This is a genomic window from Pseudomonadota bacterium, from assembly GCA_039028935.1.
Lineage (GTDB): Bacteria > Pseudomonadota > Gammaproteobacteria > Steroidobacterales > SZUA-146 > SZUA-146.
This window is the reverse complement of sequence record JBCCHD010000064.1, coordinates 1-14,611: the sequence shown is the minus strand read 5'-3', so window position 1 is coordinate 14,611 and position 14,611 is coordinate 1. Positions and strand designations below refer to the sequence as shown.

At 57.4% G+C, this 14,611-nt stretch carries 17 protein-coding genes and 1 pseudogene; 13 read left to right on the top strand and 5 right to left on the bottom strand.

What is annotated here, in order from left to right:
- Positions 1 to 188, bottom strand: a pseudogene (locus AAF465_16875) (Fe(3+) ABC transporter substrate-binding protein).
- Between AAF465_16875 and AAF465_16870 the strand changes: the two are divergent.
- The 4 genes from AAF465_16870 to AAF465_16855 all read left to right on the top strand — a co-directional run bounded on the left by AAF465_16870 (position 169) and on the right by AAF465_16855 (position 4,141).
- Positions 169 to 786, top strand: a complete 618-nt coding sequence (locus tag AAF465_16870) for an extracellular solute-binding protein (protein MEM7084401.1) — start codon at positions 169 to 171, stop codon at positions 784 to 786. The pseudogene AAF465_16875 and the gene AAF465_16870 overlap by 20 nt on opposite strands.
- 28 nt (positions 787 to 814) lie before the next feature.
- Positions 815 to 2,452, top strand: a complete 1,638-nt coding sequence (locus AAF465_16865; GenBank protein MEM7084400.1) for an iron ABC transporter permease — start codon at positions 815 to 817, stop codon at positions 2,450 to 2,452.
- Entirely contained in the window at positions 2,433 to 3,482 is a 1,050-nt protein-coding gene (locus tag AAF465_16860; GenBank protein ID MEM7084399.1) for an ABC transporter ATP-binding protein, read from the top strand. Before AAF465_16865 ends, AAF465_16860 begins: the two co-directional genes overlap by 20 nt.
- A gap of 128 nt (positions 3,483 to 3,610) precedes the next feature.
- A complete protein-coding gene (locus AAF465_16855) occupies positions 3,611 to 4,141 on the top strand; it encodes an RNA pyrophosphohydrolase (GenBank protein MEM7084398.1) in 531 nt (176 codons plus the stop codon).
- 84 nt (positions 4,142 to 4,225) lie between these two features.
- Here AAF465_16855 and hemJ read toward each other — a convergent pair whose 3' ends face one another.
- The gene (hemJ, locus tag AAF465_16850) at positions 4,226 to 4,642 is read right to left on the bottom strand and encodes a protoporphyrinogen oxidase HemJ (protein MEM7084397.1); all 417 of its coding nucleotides are present in this window, start codon (positions 4,640 to 4,642) and stop codon (positions 4,226 to 4,228) included.
- A gap of 160 nt (positions 4,643 to 4,802) precedes the next feature.
- On the opposite strand from hemJ, the gene AAF465_16845 reads away from it, so the two are divergent.
- The 7 genes from AAF465_16845 to AAF465_16815 all read left to right on the top strand — a co-directional run bounded on the left by AAF465_16845 (position 4,803) and on the right by AAF465_16815 (position 9,715).
- Positions 4,803 to 5,528 carry a DUF6776 family protein gene (locus AAF465_16845; GenBank protein ID MEM7084396.1) on the top strand — a complete coding sequence of 242 codons (726 nt, stop codon included), beginning with the start codon at positions 4,803 to 4,805 and terminating at the stop codon, positions 5,526 to 5,528.
- 9 nt (positions 5,529 to 5,537) lie between these two features.
- Complete coding sequence (locus tag AAF465_16840) at positions 5,538 to 6,002, top strand: polymer-forming cytoskeletal protein (protein ID MEM7084395.1); 465 nt, start codon at positions 5,538 to 5,540, stop codon at positions 6,000 to 6,002.
- 128 nt (positions 6,003 to 6,130) lie between these two features.
- The gene (gene erpA / locus AAF465_16835) at positions 6,131 to 6,514 is read left to right on the top strand and encodes an iron-sulfur cluster insertion protein ErpA (protein ID MEM7084394.1); all 384 of its coding nucleotides are present in this window, start codon (positions 6,131 to 6,133) and stop codon (positions 6,512 to 6,514) included.
- 24 nt (positions 6,515 to 6,538) lie between these two features.
- Positions 6,539 to 8,047, top strand: a complete 1,509-nt coding sequence (locus AAF465_16830) for a Ppx/GppA phosphatase family protein (protein ID MEM7084393.1) — start codon at positions 6,539 to 6,541, stop codon at positions 8,045 to 8,047.
- A 66-nt stretch (positions 8,048 to 8,113) separates the two neighbouring features.
- Positions 8,114 to 8,692, top strand: coding sequence for a DUF4332 domain-containing protein (locus tag AAF465_16825; GenBank protein MEM7084392.1), 579 nt, complete (start codon positions 8,114 to 8,116; stop codon positions 8,690 to 8,692).
- Positions 8,693 to 8,866: 174 nt separating this feature from the next.
- Positions 8,867 to 9,463 (top strand): OsmC family protein, encoded by a 597-nt coding sequence (locus tag AAF465_16820; protein MEM7084391.1) that lies wholly within the window; start codon positions 8,867 to 8,869, stop codon positions 9,461 to 9,463.
- A gap of 111 nt (positions 9,464 to 9,574) precedes the next feature.
- The gene (locus tag AAF465_16815) at positions 9,575 to 9,715 is read left to right on the top strand and encodes a hypothetical protein (GenBank protein MEM7084390.1); all 141 of its coding nucleotides are present in this window, start codon (positions 9,575 to 9,577) and stop codon (positions 9,713 to 9,715) included.
- A gap of 122 nt (positions 9,716 to 9,837) precedes the next feature.
- Here AAF465_16815 and AAF465_16810 read toward each other — a convergent pair whose 3' ends face one another.
- Positions 9,838 to 10,959 (bottom strand): anhydro-N-acetylmuramic acid kinase, encoded by a 1,122-nt coding sequence (locus AAF465_16810; protein ID MEM7084389.1) that lies wholly within the window; start codon positions 10,957 to 10,959, stop codon positions 9,838 to 9,840.
- A gap of 8 nt (positions 10,960 to 10,967) precedes the next feature.
- A complete protein-coding gene (locus tag AAF465_16805; protein ID MEM7084388.1) occupies positions 10,968 to 12,440 on the bottom strand; it encodes a peptidoglycan DD-metalloendopeptidase family protein in 1,473 nt (490 codons plus the stop codon).
- A 301-nt stretch (positions 12,441 to 12,741) separates the two neighbouring features.
- On the opposite strand from AAF465_16805, the gene tyrS reads away from it, so the two are divergent.
- A complete protein-coding gene (gene tyrS, locus AAF465_16800) occupies positions 12,742 to 13,944 on the top strand; it encodes a tyrosine--tRNA ligase (GenBank protein MEM7084387.1) in 1,203 nt (400 codons plus the stop codon).
- Between the two features lie 10 nt (positions 13,945 to 13,954).
- On the top strand, positions 13,955 to 14,422 hold the full coding sequence (locus AAF465_16795; GenBank protein MEM7084386.1) for a GNAT family N-acetyltransferase: 468 nt from the start codon (positions 13,955 to 13,957) through the stop codon (positions 14,420 to 14,422).
- On the opposite strand, the gene AAF465_16790 is transcribed toward AAF465_16795, so the two are convergent.
- A partial coding sequence (locus AAF465_16790; GenBank protein MEM7084385.1) for a PAS domain-containing protein occupies positions 14,412 to 14,611 on the bottom strand: 200 nt, incomplete at its 5' end. The two genes, AAF465_16795 and AAF465_16790, sit on opposite strands and share 11 nt — an antisense overlap.

The window sequence follows — 14,611 nt, the reverse complement described above, 5'->3', positions numbered from 1 at the left end:
TTCTCGGTCTCAGCTTCGCCGTAGTTGGCGATCATCATGGCGACCAACGACTGGTTGTACACCTTTTTCGATGTGCGTAAACACAGTTTTCCTTGCCACTCCTCGTCAGCCAACGCGGCATACGTGCTCAGCGTCTCGGCATCGACACGGTCGGGGTGATACACGATCGTGCGTGCGCGCACGGAAAGCGCATGCCAGACGCTGAGCACGTATGCCGCGTTGGCTGACGAGGAGTGGCAAGGAAAACTGTGTTTACGCACATCGAAAAAGGTGTACAACCAGTCGTTGGTCGCCATGATGATCGCCAACTACGGCGAAGCTGAGACCGAGAAAGTGGTACGTGGTTGGGTCGAGAACTTAGCGGCACCGGTGTTTAGTAGCGACACCAAAGTAATCGAAGCGATTGCGGCGGGGCAGTGTGATGTGGGCATCGTCAACTCCTACTACCTCGGTCGTCTTGTGGATAAGGATCCAAACTATCCGGTGAAGATTTTCTTTGCGAACCAGTCGACCGACGGTGTGCACGTCAATATTTCCGGTGCGGGCGTTACAAAAAGCAGTGGTAACGTCGAGGCGGCCACGCGCCTGATCGAATGGCTGGCGACGGGTGATGCCCAACAGCAGTTTGCTGGCGTCAACATCGAGTATCCGCTGCTGCCGTCGACCAAAGTATCGGATTTGGTAGCGCAGTGGGGAACCTTCAAACCGCAGCTGATTAATGTTGGCCAGGCCGGCGAGCTGCAAACCGCGGCCGTGAAGCTGATGGACCGCGTGGGCTATAACTAAACCGATCGACCTCTGGCATACTCTGCGTATGCTCAGCAGTTCTGCACAGGCGGCGTCGTCCTTCACCGGGCGGCGCCGCTGGTCGTTTCTGGCCTTTCTTTTCGCGCTGCCCACGGTCGCCATGCTGATCGTGGTATTGGGCGGACTCTGGGGGACTGCACCCGATGACGCCGAGCACCTGTCGCGTTACGTGCTGCCGCGCGTGATTCCCAACACACTCTCTTTGCTGGTGCTGGTAGTCGTCGCGTCTTCGGTGTTGGGCACGGCCGCGGCGGCCTTGATCGAATTTTGTGAATTTGCCGGGCGTCGGGTTCTGCAGGTCCTGCTGCTTTTGCCGTTGTCGTTTCCAGGCTACGTTCTCGCGTTTATTTATCTTGGCCTATTCGACTTTACTGGCCCCATTCAAACGATGGTGCGCGAACAGTTTGGCGTCTCGCTCGCGGGTCGGGTCGGTACGCTACCGAGCGTGGTGTTTGTGCTGACGCTCGCGCTTTATCCCTATGTGTACATGTTGGCGAGAGCCGGCTTTGCCAGCCAGGGTCGTCGGGCCTTTGAGGTGGCGTCGAGCTGCGGGGTGCCGCCGATGCAGGCTTTTCGTCGGGCGGTGCTACCGCTGTCATTGCCGTGGATTGCAGCCGGCGCGATGCTCGTGGCGATGGAGACGTTGGCCGATTTTGGCGCCGTATCGGTGTTTAATTACGACACGTTTACCACCGCCATTTATAAAACGTGGTTCGGTTTGTTTTCATTGCAGGGGGCGCTGCGACTGGCCAGCCTCCTTTTGATTATTGTGGCGGTGCTGGTTGTCATCGAGCGCTTCTTTGCGGTGCGACGAAGACGGACCACGCCGTTTGGGGCGCCGACCCGATTTCCACTCACGCGAGGTCGCGCATTGGGCGCCATTGCCTTTTTAGGATTGCTGGTGCTGGCGGGCGTGCTGGTGCCGTTTGTGCAGCTTATTGTTTGGTCGTTCGGCGACGGCATTGGCGAGTGGGGCAGTAATTATTGGTCGCTCATCCGCAGTAGTCTCGTGCTGGGCGGCGCGAGTGCGGTGTGTATTGTTGCGGCCGCGTTTATGTTGTCGTTCGCTCAACGCCGACACCCGAATATCGTGACGCGGCTAGCGACGCGTATTGCGGGTCTAGGCTATGCGTTGCCGGGCACCATACTCGCTGTGGGCCTGTTTATTGCCGTCACGAAAACGGGCGATGCCGTAACGGGTGTACTCGGCGAGTCGCCGGTCATTCGATCTGTATTTGGTGCGGGACTAGTAGTGACGTTTCTGGCGTATCTTGTCCGTTTTACTGCGGTGGCATTGAGTGCGTTGGAGAACGGTTTTTTGCGCGTGCCGCCGTCACTCGATGACGCGAGTCGTCAGCTGGGGCGCGATGGGGTTGGTTTGTTATGGTTTGTCCATCGACCGTTATTGCGTTCGAGTGGACTCGCCGCCATGCTGTTGGTGTTTGTCGACGTGCTGAAAGAAATGCCCATCACCTTAATGACCCGACCTTTCGGTTGGGACACGCTCGCGGTGCGCGTGTTTGAACGCACTGCCGAAGCACAGTGGGCAGAGGCGGCACCGGCTGCCTTATTGATTGTTGTGGTCGGACTTTTACCGGTTATGGTGCTCACTAAAAACGTATCCTATGCAGCTTACGATTCATAATTTGTCGCGACGCTTGGGCGATCGCAATGTGCTGGATGACGTGAGTTTGTCGTTAACTGCCGGACACATTGCGTGCCTGCTCGGCGCAAGTGGTTGTGGCAAGACCACGTTGCTTCGCTGCGTTGCCGGATTCGAAACGCTCGACGCCGGTCACATTGAGCTCAATGGCGAGACCGTCGCTACCGTCCACTCACAGTTAGCACCACATGCCCGACAGGTTGGGATGGTGTTTCAAGATCACGCGCTGTTTCCCCATTTGTCGATCGCGCAAAACGTGGCGTTCGGCCTTCACACGCACACAAAAGCCGCCGCGGCGAAGCGTGTCAGCGAGGTGCTCGAGTGGGTGGGGCTCAGCACGCTCGGCGAGCGGTTCCCTCACCAGCTTTCCGGCGGCCAGCAGCAGCGCGCGGCGTTGGCGCGTGCACTGGCGCCGCAGCCGCGATTGCTGTTGCTCGATGAACCCTTTGCCAGTTTGGACCGCGCACTGCGTTACCGGCTCGTGCACGACGTTGGTCAGATACTGCGCGCCAGTGGCACCACCGCACTGTGGGTGACGCACGATCCTCGCGAAGCACTGCAGGCGGCGGACGTGCTCGGCGTGATGAATGCCGGTCGTATTGCGCAATGGGACGCGCCCGCGCGACTGTTTGAACAGCCGACGTCGATCGACGTGGCGAGAACACTGGGTGATTGTGCGGTGCTCGAGGGACGTTTGCGCGCGGGCAATGTGGCCCAGACCGCCATTGGTGACCTGCCGCTGTTGACTGCACCGGCCAGCGAGAACACACACGTCAACGTGTTGGTTCGCCCAGAGCAGCTGAGTCTTGTGCCGATGAATGCCGGCGCCGGACACCTCGCCTCGGCACAAGCCCAGGTGCGGGATGTGTGGTACCACGGCCATCAAAGCATCGCCAAAGCTGTCCTGTCGGGTGGGGAAGAGGTGCGTGTTCGAGTGCATGGAGGAGATGTGCCGGAAGGACCGCAGGCACTGGTTTGGATCGGCTCCCATACCATCGCCTTTTTACCATAAGGCCGGAGGCGTGGGGGTGGTGAGCGACGGCTAACAGAAGGTATCAAAAGGGATTTGTGCGGCCGTCGGTTGACAGCGTAACGATAAACAGTAAAGCTCGTCGCATTCTTTTTGCGCTTACGCCTTCCATGTCTCTATCCGATTCACCCGTGATTCACGGCATCGACAAAGACGGATTTCGTGCCAACGTTGGCATGGTGATCTGCGGCGAAGACGGTCGCGTGTTTTGGGGGCGTCGGTCGGGGCAGTCCGGCTGGCAGTTTCCACAGGGCGGGATCAACCCGGGCGAAAAACCCATCGACGCGATGTACCGCGAACTCCAAGAGGAGGTGGGTCTTGAGCCAGATCAAGTGGTGTTGTTAGGCAGCACTCGTCGATGGTTACGCTACAAATTGCCCGAGCGCTACCAGCGTCGTAATGTTGAAAACAAGTGCATTGGACAAAAGCAGTTGTGGTATCTACTTCAGCTCAAAGTGCCCGACACCGCGTTTCGCTTCGATCTGTTTGACGAACCGGAGTTTGATCAGTGGCGCTGGGTGACGTACTGGTATCCGATCAACCATGTGATCTACTTTAAGCGCAACATCTATAAGCGTGCGCTGCGCGAACTTGACCCCTTTCGCGACGTCGACACCCACTCCCAATCCAATCTTGCTTGATACCCTGTAAGGCCGGTAGACGCCGAGCCGTGCGGCGCTCTGTGTCGTGCGTCTTTGTCACAGGGGGTCGATCGAGCGATTGCGCTAGAAGGGTTTGACCACCACCAAAATGACGATCGCGATGAGCAACAGAGCGGGCGCCTCGTTAAACAGTCGGTAGAAGCGATGGCTGTAGGTGTTTTCACGCCGGGCAAAGCGCCCTTTGAGCACAAAACAGTAGACGTGGTATGCGACGAGCAAAAGAAAGAGCGCGAGCTTGAGTTGCATCCAGCGGGAGTGAAGATAGGTGGGTACCAGCATGAGCGTCCAGAGCCCAAATACCGTTGCCCCAATGCCCGCAATTGTCATCAAAATGAATAACTTACGCTCCATGATCACGAACCGATCATGGCCGGCCTGGTCCAGTGTATCCGCATGATACACAAACAACCGTGGCAAATAGAGCAACGCGGCGAACCAACTCACCACAAAAATGATATGAAATGCTTTCACCCAGAGCATGTGTGGTCCTTCTGCCGCGCTCGGCACCGAGGCCGGAAATCGACGCCCCAAAACTGTGGCCTAAGTCCCATTTTGCCAGAAAGGGCAAGGGTTTGGCTTTTATTTTGGTGGTTAAGTTCAGTAACATGGTCGACCCGCTATACATAAAGAAGCGTGTTCGATGGCCTCACCCAAACTCGTTGTCAAACAACACCAGCCCCTGCGCGCCGGCGTGATTTGGGGCGTGGCGGTATTGATGGCGGTCGGCGCTTCGTATCTCATGTATGAGTACGGTCGCTACCGAGGCGGGTACGACAGTCGAGAGGCGAAAACCACTGAAGCCGAGCTGCGCCGGCAGCTTGACGAACTGAGTCAGTCGAATGGTCAGTTGCGTGAACAAATCGCCCTGCTAGAAACGGCCAAGAAGATAGACGACGAAGCCCATGAGAACGTGGAGTCCATGCTCGGCGATCTGCAGGCTGATGTGCAGAAGCAAAAGCAGGAGTTGGCGTTCTATCGCAGTATTATGGCCCCTGAAGAAGGCAAGCGAGGTTTGCGCATTCAGGAATTTCGACTTACACCAGCGGGTGCGGACAGCCAATTTCGCATGCGCCTGGTGTTAGTACAGGCGGCTGCGAAACACGATCGCCGTGTGAGTGGCACGGTCACTATGTCTATTGAAGGCGCCCGCGACGGCGCCCAAACGAGTTACAACGTTGCCGATTTAATCAACGGTGAAGAAGCCGATGACTTAGGTTTTTCGTTTCGCTACTTCCAAAACTTCGACCGTCAGCTGGTGCTGCCGGACGGGTTTGTGCCGCAGCGAGTCAATGTTGAGGTCAGTCCGAAAGGTCGCGTTGCGGACGTTATCAAGCAAAGCTTTGACTGGTCGGTCAAGAGCTCTTAGGAGAACGGTATGTTAGGCAGGAAAAAAGACAAGCGTAAGCCCAAGCCCCCAAAGCCCACCACCGAGATCGATACCTTTATCGGTTCGAGCACGCGCGTGAATGGCGATATGGAGTTTCGTGGTGGCTTGCACATTGATGGCTACATCAAAGGCAATATTCAGGCCGAACTCGAGTCCAACTCAGTACTGCGAATCAGTGAGAATGGGGTGGTCGAGGGCGCCGTCAGTGTGCCGCAGGTGATTCTCGATGGCACCGTCAAAGGTGACGTGTCTGCCAAAGAGCGTGTTGAGCTTGGTGCCAACGCGCGCGTGATCGGCAACGTATTTTACAACCTGATCGAAATGGCTATTGGGGCCGAAATCAATGGTAAACTGATACACGAGCCAGCGGGCCAGCCGGCGATTGTCAACCCGACCACGGTCAATGTGGACGACGAAGAGCTGGTGCAGGTGCCGGGCAGCAAGTCGGCCTGAGTCGACGCAGCGCCCAAACAGGTGGCGGCGATGCGATAGCCGCGACGATGAGCATTTGAACCCTTTTGGGTTTAAGATGGTCGATATACAGGCGCATAACATCAATCAGAGCCAGCGGAACACGTACGATGAGTGACACCAACATGGAATCCAACACCCCCAACCCGGCGCCGGTCGGCGCGCCCGATCCGCTGGTGTTTACCGATGCCGCCGCGGCCAAGGTCGGCGAGCTCATCGCGGAGGAGCAGAATCCGTCGCTCAAGCTGCGCGTGTACATCACCGGCGGTGGCTGCTCCGGATTCCAGTACGGGTTTACCTTCGATGAAAACGAAGAGGACGGTGACGCCAAAGTCGAAAACGATGGCGTTACGTTGCTGGTCGATCCGATGAGCATTCAATACCTCATGGGCGCTGAAATCGATTATCAGGAAGACATTCGCGGCGCGCAATTCATTATCCGCAACCCCAACGCCACCACGACCTGCGGGTGCGGTTCGTCGTTCTCCGCCTGACCTTGCGCGGTACGCGCTAAACCGATGTCTTCGTCGGTGCGAGATCACGGTCCACGCGTTCTCGCGGCCGTCGACCTTGGCTCCAATAGCTTTCACATGGTCATTGCCCGATACGAAGACGGGCATCTCATCTTGTTGGACCGGCTGCGTGAAATGGTACGTTTGGCTGAGGGCCTTGATGAGAAGTTGAATCTGTCACCGGATGTGCAGCAGCGGGCGCTCGAATGCCTCGCCCGGTTCGGTGAGCGGATCAACACCTTTCACCCCAATGATGTGGCGGTAGCCGGTACCAATACTTTGCGCCGAGCGCGAGACAGCGAAATGTTCATCGCCCGCGCCGAAGCGGCACTCGGACATCCCATTGAGATCATTTCCGGCCTCGAAGAAGCGCGCTTGGTGTATCTGGGCGTGGCGCATGCCATTCCGCCAACAAAAAAACGCCGTCTTGTGCTCGACATTGGTGGTGGCAGCACAGAGTTTATTATCGGGCGGCGCTTTAAGCCCGAGCGCCTGTACAGTCTGTTTATGGGTTGTGTGGGCATCAGTAAAACCTTCTTCCCGGAAGGTAAGATTTCGCGCGACGCCTGGCAGGCGGCGCGGCTAGCCGTCGAGTTTGAAATGAACCCGATCAAGGGACCGTTGCGCGACATCGGTTGGCGCGAGGTGTATGGCAGCTCGGGCACGATTCGCACCATCGGGCGCTTGCTTCAGCAACGCGACGATGCGCAGCTGGGTATTCGACGTAAAGCGCTCAAAGAGCTCGTCAATGAGGTGCGGTCTCTCAATCATATCGACGAGTTTGTGGATCTTGATCTGAGTGATAAACGGCGCCCGGTGTTTGCCGGCGGACTGGTGGTGCTCGAGCGGGTGTTCAAGACACTGTCTATCGACACGCTTTACGTGGCCGACTACGCGTTGCGCGAGGGATTGCTGTACGACACCATTGGACATTGGTCAGGTGAAGACGCGCGCGAGCGCAGCGTAAAACTTCTAGCGCGGATGTACGATGCCGATAAGATTCAGTCGCGACGACTGGACGATGTGTCACATACGCTGCTCAGTCAGGTGCGCGATGCTTGGCAATTGCCACGCGGCAAATCGCGACGGTTGCTGCACTGGAGCTCGCGACTCCATGAAATCGGCTTGGGTATTGCCCACTCTCACTATCATCGACACGGTGCGTATGTGATTCGCAACGCCGACTTGCCGGGTTTTTCTCGCGAGGGTCAGCAGCGTCTGGCCTGGTTGGTAGAAGGGCACCGAGGACGTGTTCCAGCGCTACCGCCACTGCCAGAATTATCGCCCTGGCGCGAACGATTGCCCCGCCTCCTGGCTATTTTTCGTGTCGCCACGGCGATGGTGCGCGGACGCAATGCCGGCGAGCTGCCGCGGTTAACCGCGTCCGCCAATGCGGCGAATCTGCACCTCGAACTGCCAAATGGTTGGTTGGAAAGGCACCCCTTGACGCAAGCTGCGTTGCGCGAGGAGTCGACCCGGCTGCCGGCACTGGGTGTGCGGTTTACATTCCGCTAGCGCGTGGCGGCTGAACTGCGCGCGTGATGACGGTACACTCTCGTTTTTTATCGCGACAAACTCATCATGACTGTATCTGAATTTCAGCGTCTTATCGCCGAGCAACCCTTTCTCTGGCTCGCGTTGGCGCTTGTATTGGGTGTGCTGATCGGTATACGGCTGGGACGCTGGCTCGAACGTTCGGTCGCAGCATCCTCGCCATCGTCGGATGCGCTCGATGATCATCAATCGACATCCTTGTCAGATCAAGCGGAGGATGTGGGCGATCTTGCCGAGTTGGTCGGCTTAGAGACCAAACAGATCAAACTGCTGGCGGCGCAGGGCATTACCGGTATTGATGACTTGCGCTCGCGCACGGACACCAAACAAGCGCGCGAGGCGCTGGCCGATGCGCTGCAGCTTGAGGATTTCGTGGTGAACAAATGGGCGCGCATGGCAGACCTGCTCAGTCTCGATGGTATGAGTCCAGAGACGGCGGAATTTTTAGTCTACGCCGGCATCCTGTCGACCCAAGATCTGGCGAGTCGCAACGCTGAGTCGGTGGCGCACAAGCTGCAAAACCTGAACGAAAAAGAAAGCCGCATTGAGCAGACACCAACGCGTCGGCAGCTTGAAGCCTGGATCGCCTCGGTGAGCGCACACTGAGCACGCGGTTAGAGCGCACAAAGCGAACGCACTGTACGGCGCCGGTCACGGCGGCGGCATCGATGCCCGCGTATCGGGTGGGGCGCTAAATAACGCGCCTTTAGGCGGTCGCCGCGGCGAATCGTGCGTGACGGCGGTAAGGCCACAAACACATAAACGACAAAGGGTAACAGCATGACATTTCACAACGAACCGTATTTGGTCGGCGAAAAGGCGGCCGAGACCCCGCAACCCAGCGAATTCGAAGCGGGGCCTTTTAAGAAGAACCGACCGCCCGAGCCGCTGCGTTTCGAAGTGAACCTTGTGGCGGAAGCACACAACAAGCAGCAGAAAACCGGCACCGTGCAGGTGAACATTCCCGGCTTCAGCCCGGTCACGCTTTATTGTGATGAGCAGCCACCGGTGGGCGACGACGCGGCACCACCGCCGCTGGCGTTTTTCACGGCGGGCATTGGGTTTTGCTTGATGACCCACCTGACCGACATTCTGACGGCGCGCAAAATTGAAGTTACGTCGCTGCGTCTTGAGCAGCGCGTTCGGTTTATGACCAACCTCGGCACGATGCGTGACTTGGGTCATCGCACCAAAGGGGAATGCGAAATGGTCGAAACACACGTGGTGATCGACAGTCCCGAGCCCTCGGAGAACATTCAGGCGCTGCTCGATGAAGCGGAAGGTTCCTGCATGGCGCACTTTGCCCTTCGAAACCCGATTCCCTGGTCGACACGCCTAGTGCACAACGGCGCCGAGATCGATAACCGCAGCGGCTAGTTGAGGCCTGCCCGAATGTTGGTTGCGGCGTCGTTCAGGGTTGATTCAGGCGCCGCATGCCATAGTCACGCTCAAGATCCTTAATGGTTATCCAAGCAAGAGGTAAGCGTGATGGAAAAGTCATCAAAAACGGTTAAGTTCGGGTTCGCGCTGATTGCGCTATTGCTGATGACTGGTTTGATTTACGCCGGCAACGACACACCGGAATCGGAGCTCGCTGCGCTGCTCGCGACGCTAACCGGCGCGGTGTAAATACCCATACGGTTTATTTCGGCCATCGCGTTGAAGGCCGCCGTTGATCAGTGTGGCGATAGACTGCGCCACGGCAACCCCCCCCGTTGATGCCATAAGCGTGTCGTGTCGGGATCAGGGCCTTAACCTACCGAATAGACCCCGCCGAGTATCGCGTTTTGGTTTGCACCCGTCACACTGGGTAGATTGCCCGGATGATTGGCGAGCGTCTGCTTGGCCAGCCACGCAAAGGCCGCGGCTTCGACTTCGTCCGGTGCAACGCCAAATGGCGCTGTCGTATTGACCGTCGCGCCCTGCAGCATCGACGCGATCTGCTCCACTAAGTGCGTATTGTGCGCGCCACCACCACACACCAATACCGAGCGAGCGCCATTGCTGTAACGCTCGATCGCTTCGCACACCGATTGTGCCGTGAGCGCGGCGAGCGTTGCCTGAACATCGCGCGGTTCGATCGTTTGGGAACCGATTGCGGCGTTGAGCCACTGCAGATTGAAATACTCTTTGCCCGTGCTTTTCGGTGCGGGCTGCAAAAAGTACGCATCGTTTAGCAGCCGTTGTAACAGCGTCGGATCGACCGTGCCGCTGGCCGCCCACGACCCATCACGGTCAAAGGTGGCTGACGGTTGGCGGTCGGCGTGGTGGGACACGAACCAGGCATCGAGCAGTCCATTCGCGGGTCCGGTATCAAAACCGATCGGCGGTGTCCCGGGGATCAGGACCGTGATGTTGGCGATGCCGCCTAAATTCATTACGACACGCGGTTCGTCTGCGGCGAACACCGCTTGATGAAACGCAGGCGCCAGTGGCGCACCTTGACCACCGCGGGCCACATCCGCGCGGCGAAAATCGGCCACGGTTGTGATCCCCGTACGATAGGCGATTTGATTGGGGTCGCCGATCTGAAGCGTATGGGGGTGAGGGTCGTTCGGGGCGTGTCGCACATTGATGCCGTGCGTGCCGATACCAACTATATCCCGCGCACGATAATTGCCGCGTTCGAGCAACGTGTTGACGGCGTCAGCGATCGCGATGCCGATACGTTGGTCGAGTGTTCCGAAGTCTTTGAGCGAGCAGTCCGCGCCATCAAACACAATGCGCCCAAGTGCGCGCGCAAGCGACGGTTCGAGCGGCATTGAGTCGTATTGCAAAACCGTTGCGGTAGCGTCGTCTGGGAAATCGACTAGAGCGACGTCAATGCCATCGAGGCTCGTGCCGCAAATAGTGCCAACGTAAAGATCGGCCACGGTGGCGACTATTGAATCGCCGCGAGGCGCTGAGTTTTGGACACCGTGTTTAGGTGATTGATCAAGGGCTTGGTCGCAGCCAAAAAATCGGCTTTGTACTTTGTGGGTATGGGTTGCGCTTGCGGCAACTTCACTGTGCGCGGGTTGCGATGCACGCCGTTTAAGCGATATTCGTAATGCAGGTGATTGCCCGTCGCTGTGCCCGTTGCGCCCACGTATCCGATGGTCTGACCCTGTCTTACACGCCGGCCGGAGCGAGCGTTTTTGTTGAACTTAGACATGTGCGCATACAAAGTGGTGATGTTGCCACCGTGCTGCAAAATGATGGTATTGCCGTAGCCGTTTTTACGGCCGCGAAAGATCACCTTGCCGTCGCCCGCGGCTTTGATTGGCGTACCGCGTGGGGCGCCATAATCAACACCGCGATGCGGTCGCACTTTGTTCAGGACCGGATGACGTCGCCGTGGATTGAAGTTAGAAGTGACGCGTGGGGTAAAGGCGATAGGCGCGCGTAAGAACGCTTTTTTGACGTTGAGTCCCTCCGGCGTGAAATAGCCGGTTTCGCCGTCGGGATCGGCATAGCGTACGGCGCGAAACAAGTCGCCATTGTTATTGAATTCGGCCGCCAAAATTTCGCCGTTACGGACGAATTCACCGTCCTGCCAGATTTCTTCGTACACCATGGTGAAGCTGTCGCCGCGCCGAATATCGAGGACAAAGTCGATGTCCCACGCAAAGATGCCGGCTAAGTTCATCACCAGCGTATCGGACACACCCGCCTCTTTCGCCGCAATAAAGAGCGACGAGTCGATCGTGCCTTTGGCGTGCTGCATGCGAATTTCGACGGGCTTCTCGAGCATTTGTGTGGTGTAACCAAGTTTGGCTTCGTCGTCGCGACTGATTTGAAGTGTGCGGACTTCATCCAGTGAGCGATAGAGTTGTTTTACCCGCCCGTCCTCGTCGTGGTCTACCCGAATCGCATCACCTGGGCGCAACACCGTGAGTACTTCGCGTGCTTCTTTGATACGTAAAATCTGCGCCAAGTCGCCACGAGACAAATCGTGTTTAGCAAACAGTTCATCGAGCGTATCGCCCGACTTGATGGTCAGGGTCATTTGGTTGTGCTGCGGTTCGCGCGCATCAAAATCGAACGCGTTAGGTGCAGCGCTGGGTAGCGCAAGAATAATTGGTGCAGTCGGCGCGTCCGTTTGGGTAATGTCGTCGGTGGTGTCGAGCAACGTCACCGGCTGAGAGAGCGTTTGCGTTGTTTCGTCTGTGGTGTCGGCGAGTTCAGAGTCAAGTGCGATCGAGGCGTCGGTGACATCGTCGGACGAGGTCCAGAGCGCCGCCGTCACCGCCAGTAATGGCACGAGAGCGCCAATGATGAACAAGCGACGATGGGTGCGGGGTTGAGCGGGCGCGGTGTCGAGATGACTCAGCGTTTTGTAATCGTGGAGGATTCGGCTTTTTTTCCGCGGCATGCTGCGGGTCTCGCATCTCAAAACTGACAGTAAACTACCTTGCGTACCGTCTGTAGTCAATGGTGGTTGAGGGTTTATATCTATGAAATTCAAAGAACTAAAGCTTGTTCTTGCGAAATTGCAGTCAAAGCTTGTTTCGCAACTCAGTCTCGTCGTTTCACGCGGTACCCATTGTCCGACCGAGCGGCGGACAATTGGTGCCTGTCGGGGGATAAAAGAGGGGTGGTTTCGGTTCCCCGCAGGGCGTTGCACTGCACTGCAAAAACTGCCATAAACGGCAATCGATAACGGAGGTTAAACATTGAACGTAGACGAACAGTGGGCGGAGCTGGATCGAGGTGCCGACGAGATTCTAGTCGAAGAAGAACTGCGCAAAAAGCTCGCGCGCGGCAAACCGCTGCGGGTCAAAGCGGGTTTCGACCCAACCGCGCCCGATCTCCATCTTGGGCACACTGTCTTGCTCAATAAAATGCGCGCGTTCCAAGAGCTCGGTCATGAGGTGATTTTTCTCATCGGCGACTTTACCGGGTTGATCGGTGATCCGTCCGGTAAGAGCGCAACACGCCCGGCGCTCACCGAAGACGAGATCCAAGCCAACGCGCAAACGTATAAAGATCAGGTGTTCAAGATTCTGGACCCCGAGCGCACGGTGGTCGACTTTAATTCTCGCTGGATGAATGCCATGTCACCGGCGGACATGATTCGACTAACCGCCAAACACACCGTGGCGCGCATGCTTGAGCGCGATGATTTTTCCAAGCGCTACAAGTCCAACACGCCTATTTCGATCCATGAGTTTCTCTATCCGCTCGTTCAAGGCTATGACTCGGTGGCCTTGAAAGCCGACGTGGAGCTGGGCGGCACCGATCAGAAATTTAACTTACTGGTGGGGCGTCAACTGCAATCGCAGTATGGTCAGGAGCCTCAGGTGGTGCTCACCATGCCGTTACTCGAGGGGCTCGATGGGGTGAAGAAAATGTCCAAGTCGCTCGACAATTACATCGGCATCGATGAGCCACCGAACGATATATTTGGCAAGGTCATGTCGTTGTCGGACGATTTGATGTGGCGTTATTTTGAACTGCTGAGTTTTGAACCGCTGAACGTCATCGAAGGCTATAAACAGTCGGTCGACGAGGGCGCTAACCCGCGCGACATTAAGTTCGCACTCGGGCGCGAACTGGTGGCGCGTTTTCACAGCCGGTCGGCGGCCAACGCGGCGCAAGAGGCGTTTGTCCAGCGTTTCCAGAAAAACGCCATGCCCGATGACATGCCGGAAGTCGCGCTGTCGACCGATGGCGGTGCCCTTGGTATCGCGCATCTAGCGCGTGAAGCAACGCTGGTGGCGAGCACATCCGAGGCGGTGCGCATGATCAAGCAGGGCGCGGTGCGTATCGACGGTGAAAAGGTTGTGGATCCCAAGCGACTCATCGACAGCCCCGGCGCGTATGTGGTTCAAGTGGGTAAGCGCAAGTTCGCGCGCGTCACACTCACCCCGGCCTAATTTGCACGGCGTGTCTGAGCTTCGCATCGAGTCGTTTAACGAGGTGCTCAAACCTTGGTTTGGTCGACTCAACCGAGTCTGGCTGGAGCGCTATTTTGTGGTTGAGCCCATTGACGAAACGGTGCTCGATCATCCCGAGGCGTCCATTCTCGAGGCAGGTGGGCATATTGTGTTTGCTCTGCGGGGTGAGCAGGTGTTGGGCACCTGTGCTTTGAAATACCACGGCGATGGCGAATACGAACTGACCAAAATGGCGGTGGCCGACGAGGCGCAAGGGCAAGGCGTTGGGCGTTTTCTGTTTGATGCCGTAATCGAAAAATATCGAGCGCTTTGTGGTCGACGATTGTTTCTCGAATCGCACGATAGCCTCACACCGGCCATCACGCTGTATGAGACAGGTGGCTTTGTGCATGTGCCGCGCCCGGGCGGCCCAAGCCCATACGAGCGGGCCAATGTCTATATGGTGTTCAAAAAATAGCCACTTGTGAGCATTTTCCGGCCTCGCGTTGCTGGGTGATGTCGCGTTGGGTCGAGACCCAGTGGGTGATGCGGTCGTGGCCGTTGCGGACGGGAGCGATGCGCCACTCGACGTTGTAAGGCGAGCCGTCCTTGCGGTAGTTGATCGTCTCGCCGAACCAGCCTTCGCCTCGAACGAGCGCCTGGCGGA

Bases quoted from the DNA above. Each gene is read 5' to 3' on its own strand.
- AAF465_16865 (MEM7084400.1), top strand. From the start codon at position 815: ATGCTCAGCAGTTCTGCACAGGCGGCGTCGTCCTTCACCGGGCGGCGC.
- AAF465_16860 (MEM7084399.1), top strand. From the start codon at position 2,433: ATGCAGCTTACGATTCATAATTTGTCGCGACGCTTGGGCGATCGCAAT.
- AAF465_16855 (MEM7084398.1), top strand. From the start codon at position 3,611: ATGTCTCTATCCGATTCACCCGTGATTCACGGCATCGACAAAGACGGA.
- hemJ (MEM7084397.1), bottom strand. From the start codon at position 4,642: ATGCTCTGGGTGAAAGCATTTCATATCATTTTTGTGGTGAGTTGGTTC.
- AAF465_16845 (MEM7084396.1), top strand. From the start codon at position 4,803: ATGGCCTCACCCAAACTCGTTGTCAAACAACACCAGCCCCTGCGCGCC.
- AAF465_16840 (MEM7084395.1), top strand. From the start codon at position 5,538: ATGTTAGGCAGGAAAAAAGACAAGCGTAAGCCCAAGCCCCCAAAGCCC.
- erpA (MEM7084394.1), top strand. From the start codon at position 6,131: ATGAGTGACACCAACATGGAATCCAACACCCCCAACCCGGCGCCGGTC.
- AAF465_16830 (MEM7084393.1), top strand. From the start codon at position 6,539: ATGTCTTCGTCGGTGCGAGATCACGGTCCACGCGTTCTCGCGGCCGTC.
- AAF465_16825 (MEM7084392.1), top strand. From the start codon at position 8,114: ATGACTGTATCTGAATTTCAGCGTCTTATCGCCGAGCAACCCTTTCTC.
- AAF465_16820 (MEM7084391.1), top strand. From the start codon at position 8,867: ATGACATTTCACAACGAACCGTATTTGGTCGGCGAAAAGGCGGCCGAG.
- AAF465_16815 (MEM7084390.1), top strand. From the start codon at position 9,575: ATGGAAAAGTCATCAAAAACGGTTAAGTTCGGGTTCGCGCTGATTGCG.
- AAF465_16805 (MEM7084388.1), bottom strand. From the start codon at position 12,440: ATGCCGCGGAAAAAAAGCCGAATCCTCCACGATTACAAAACGCTGAGT.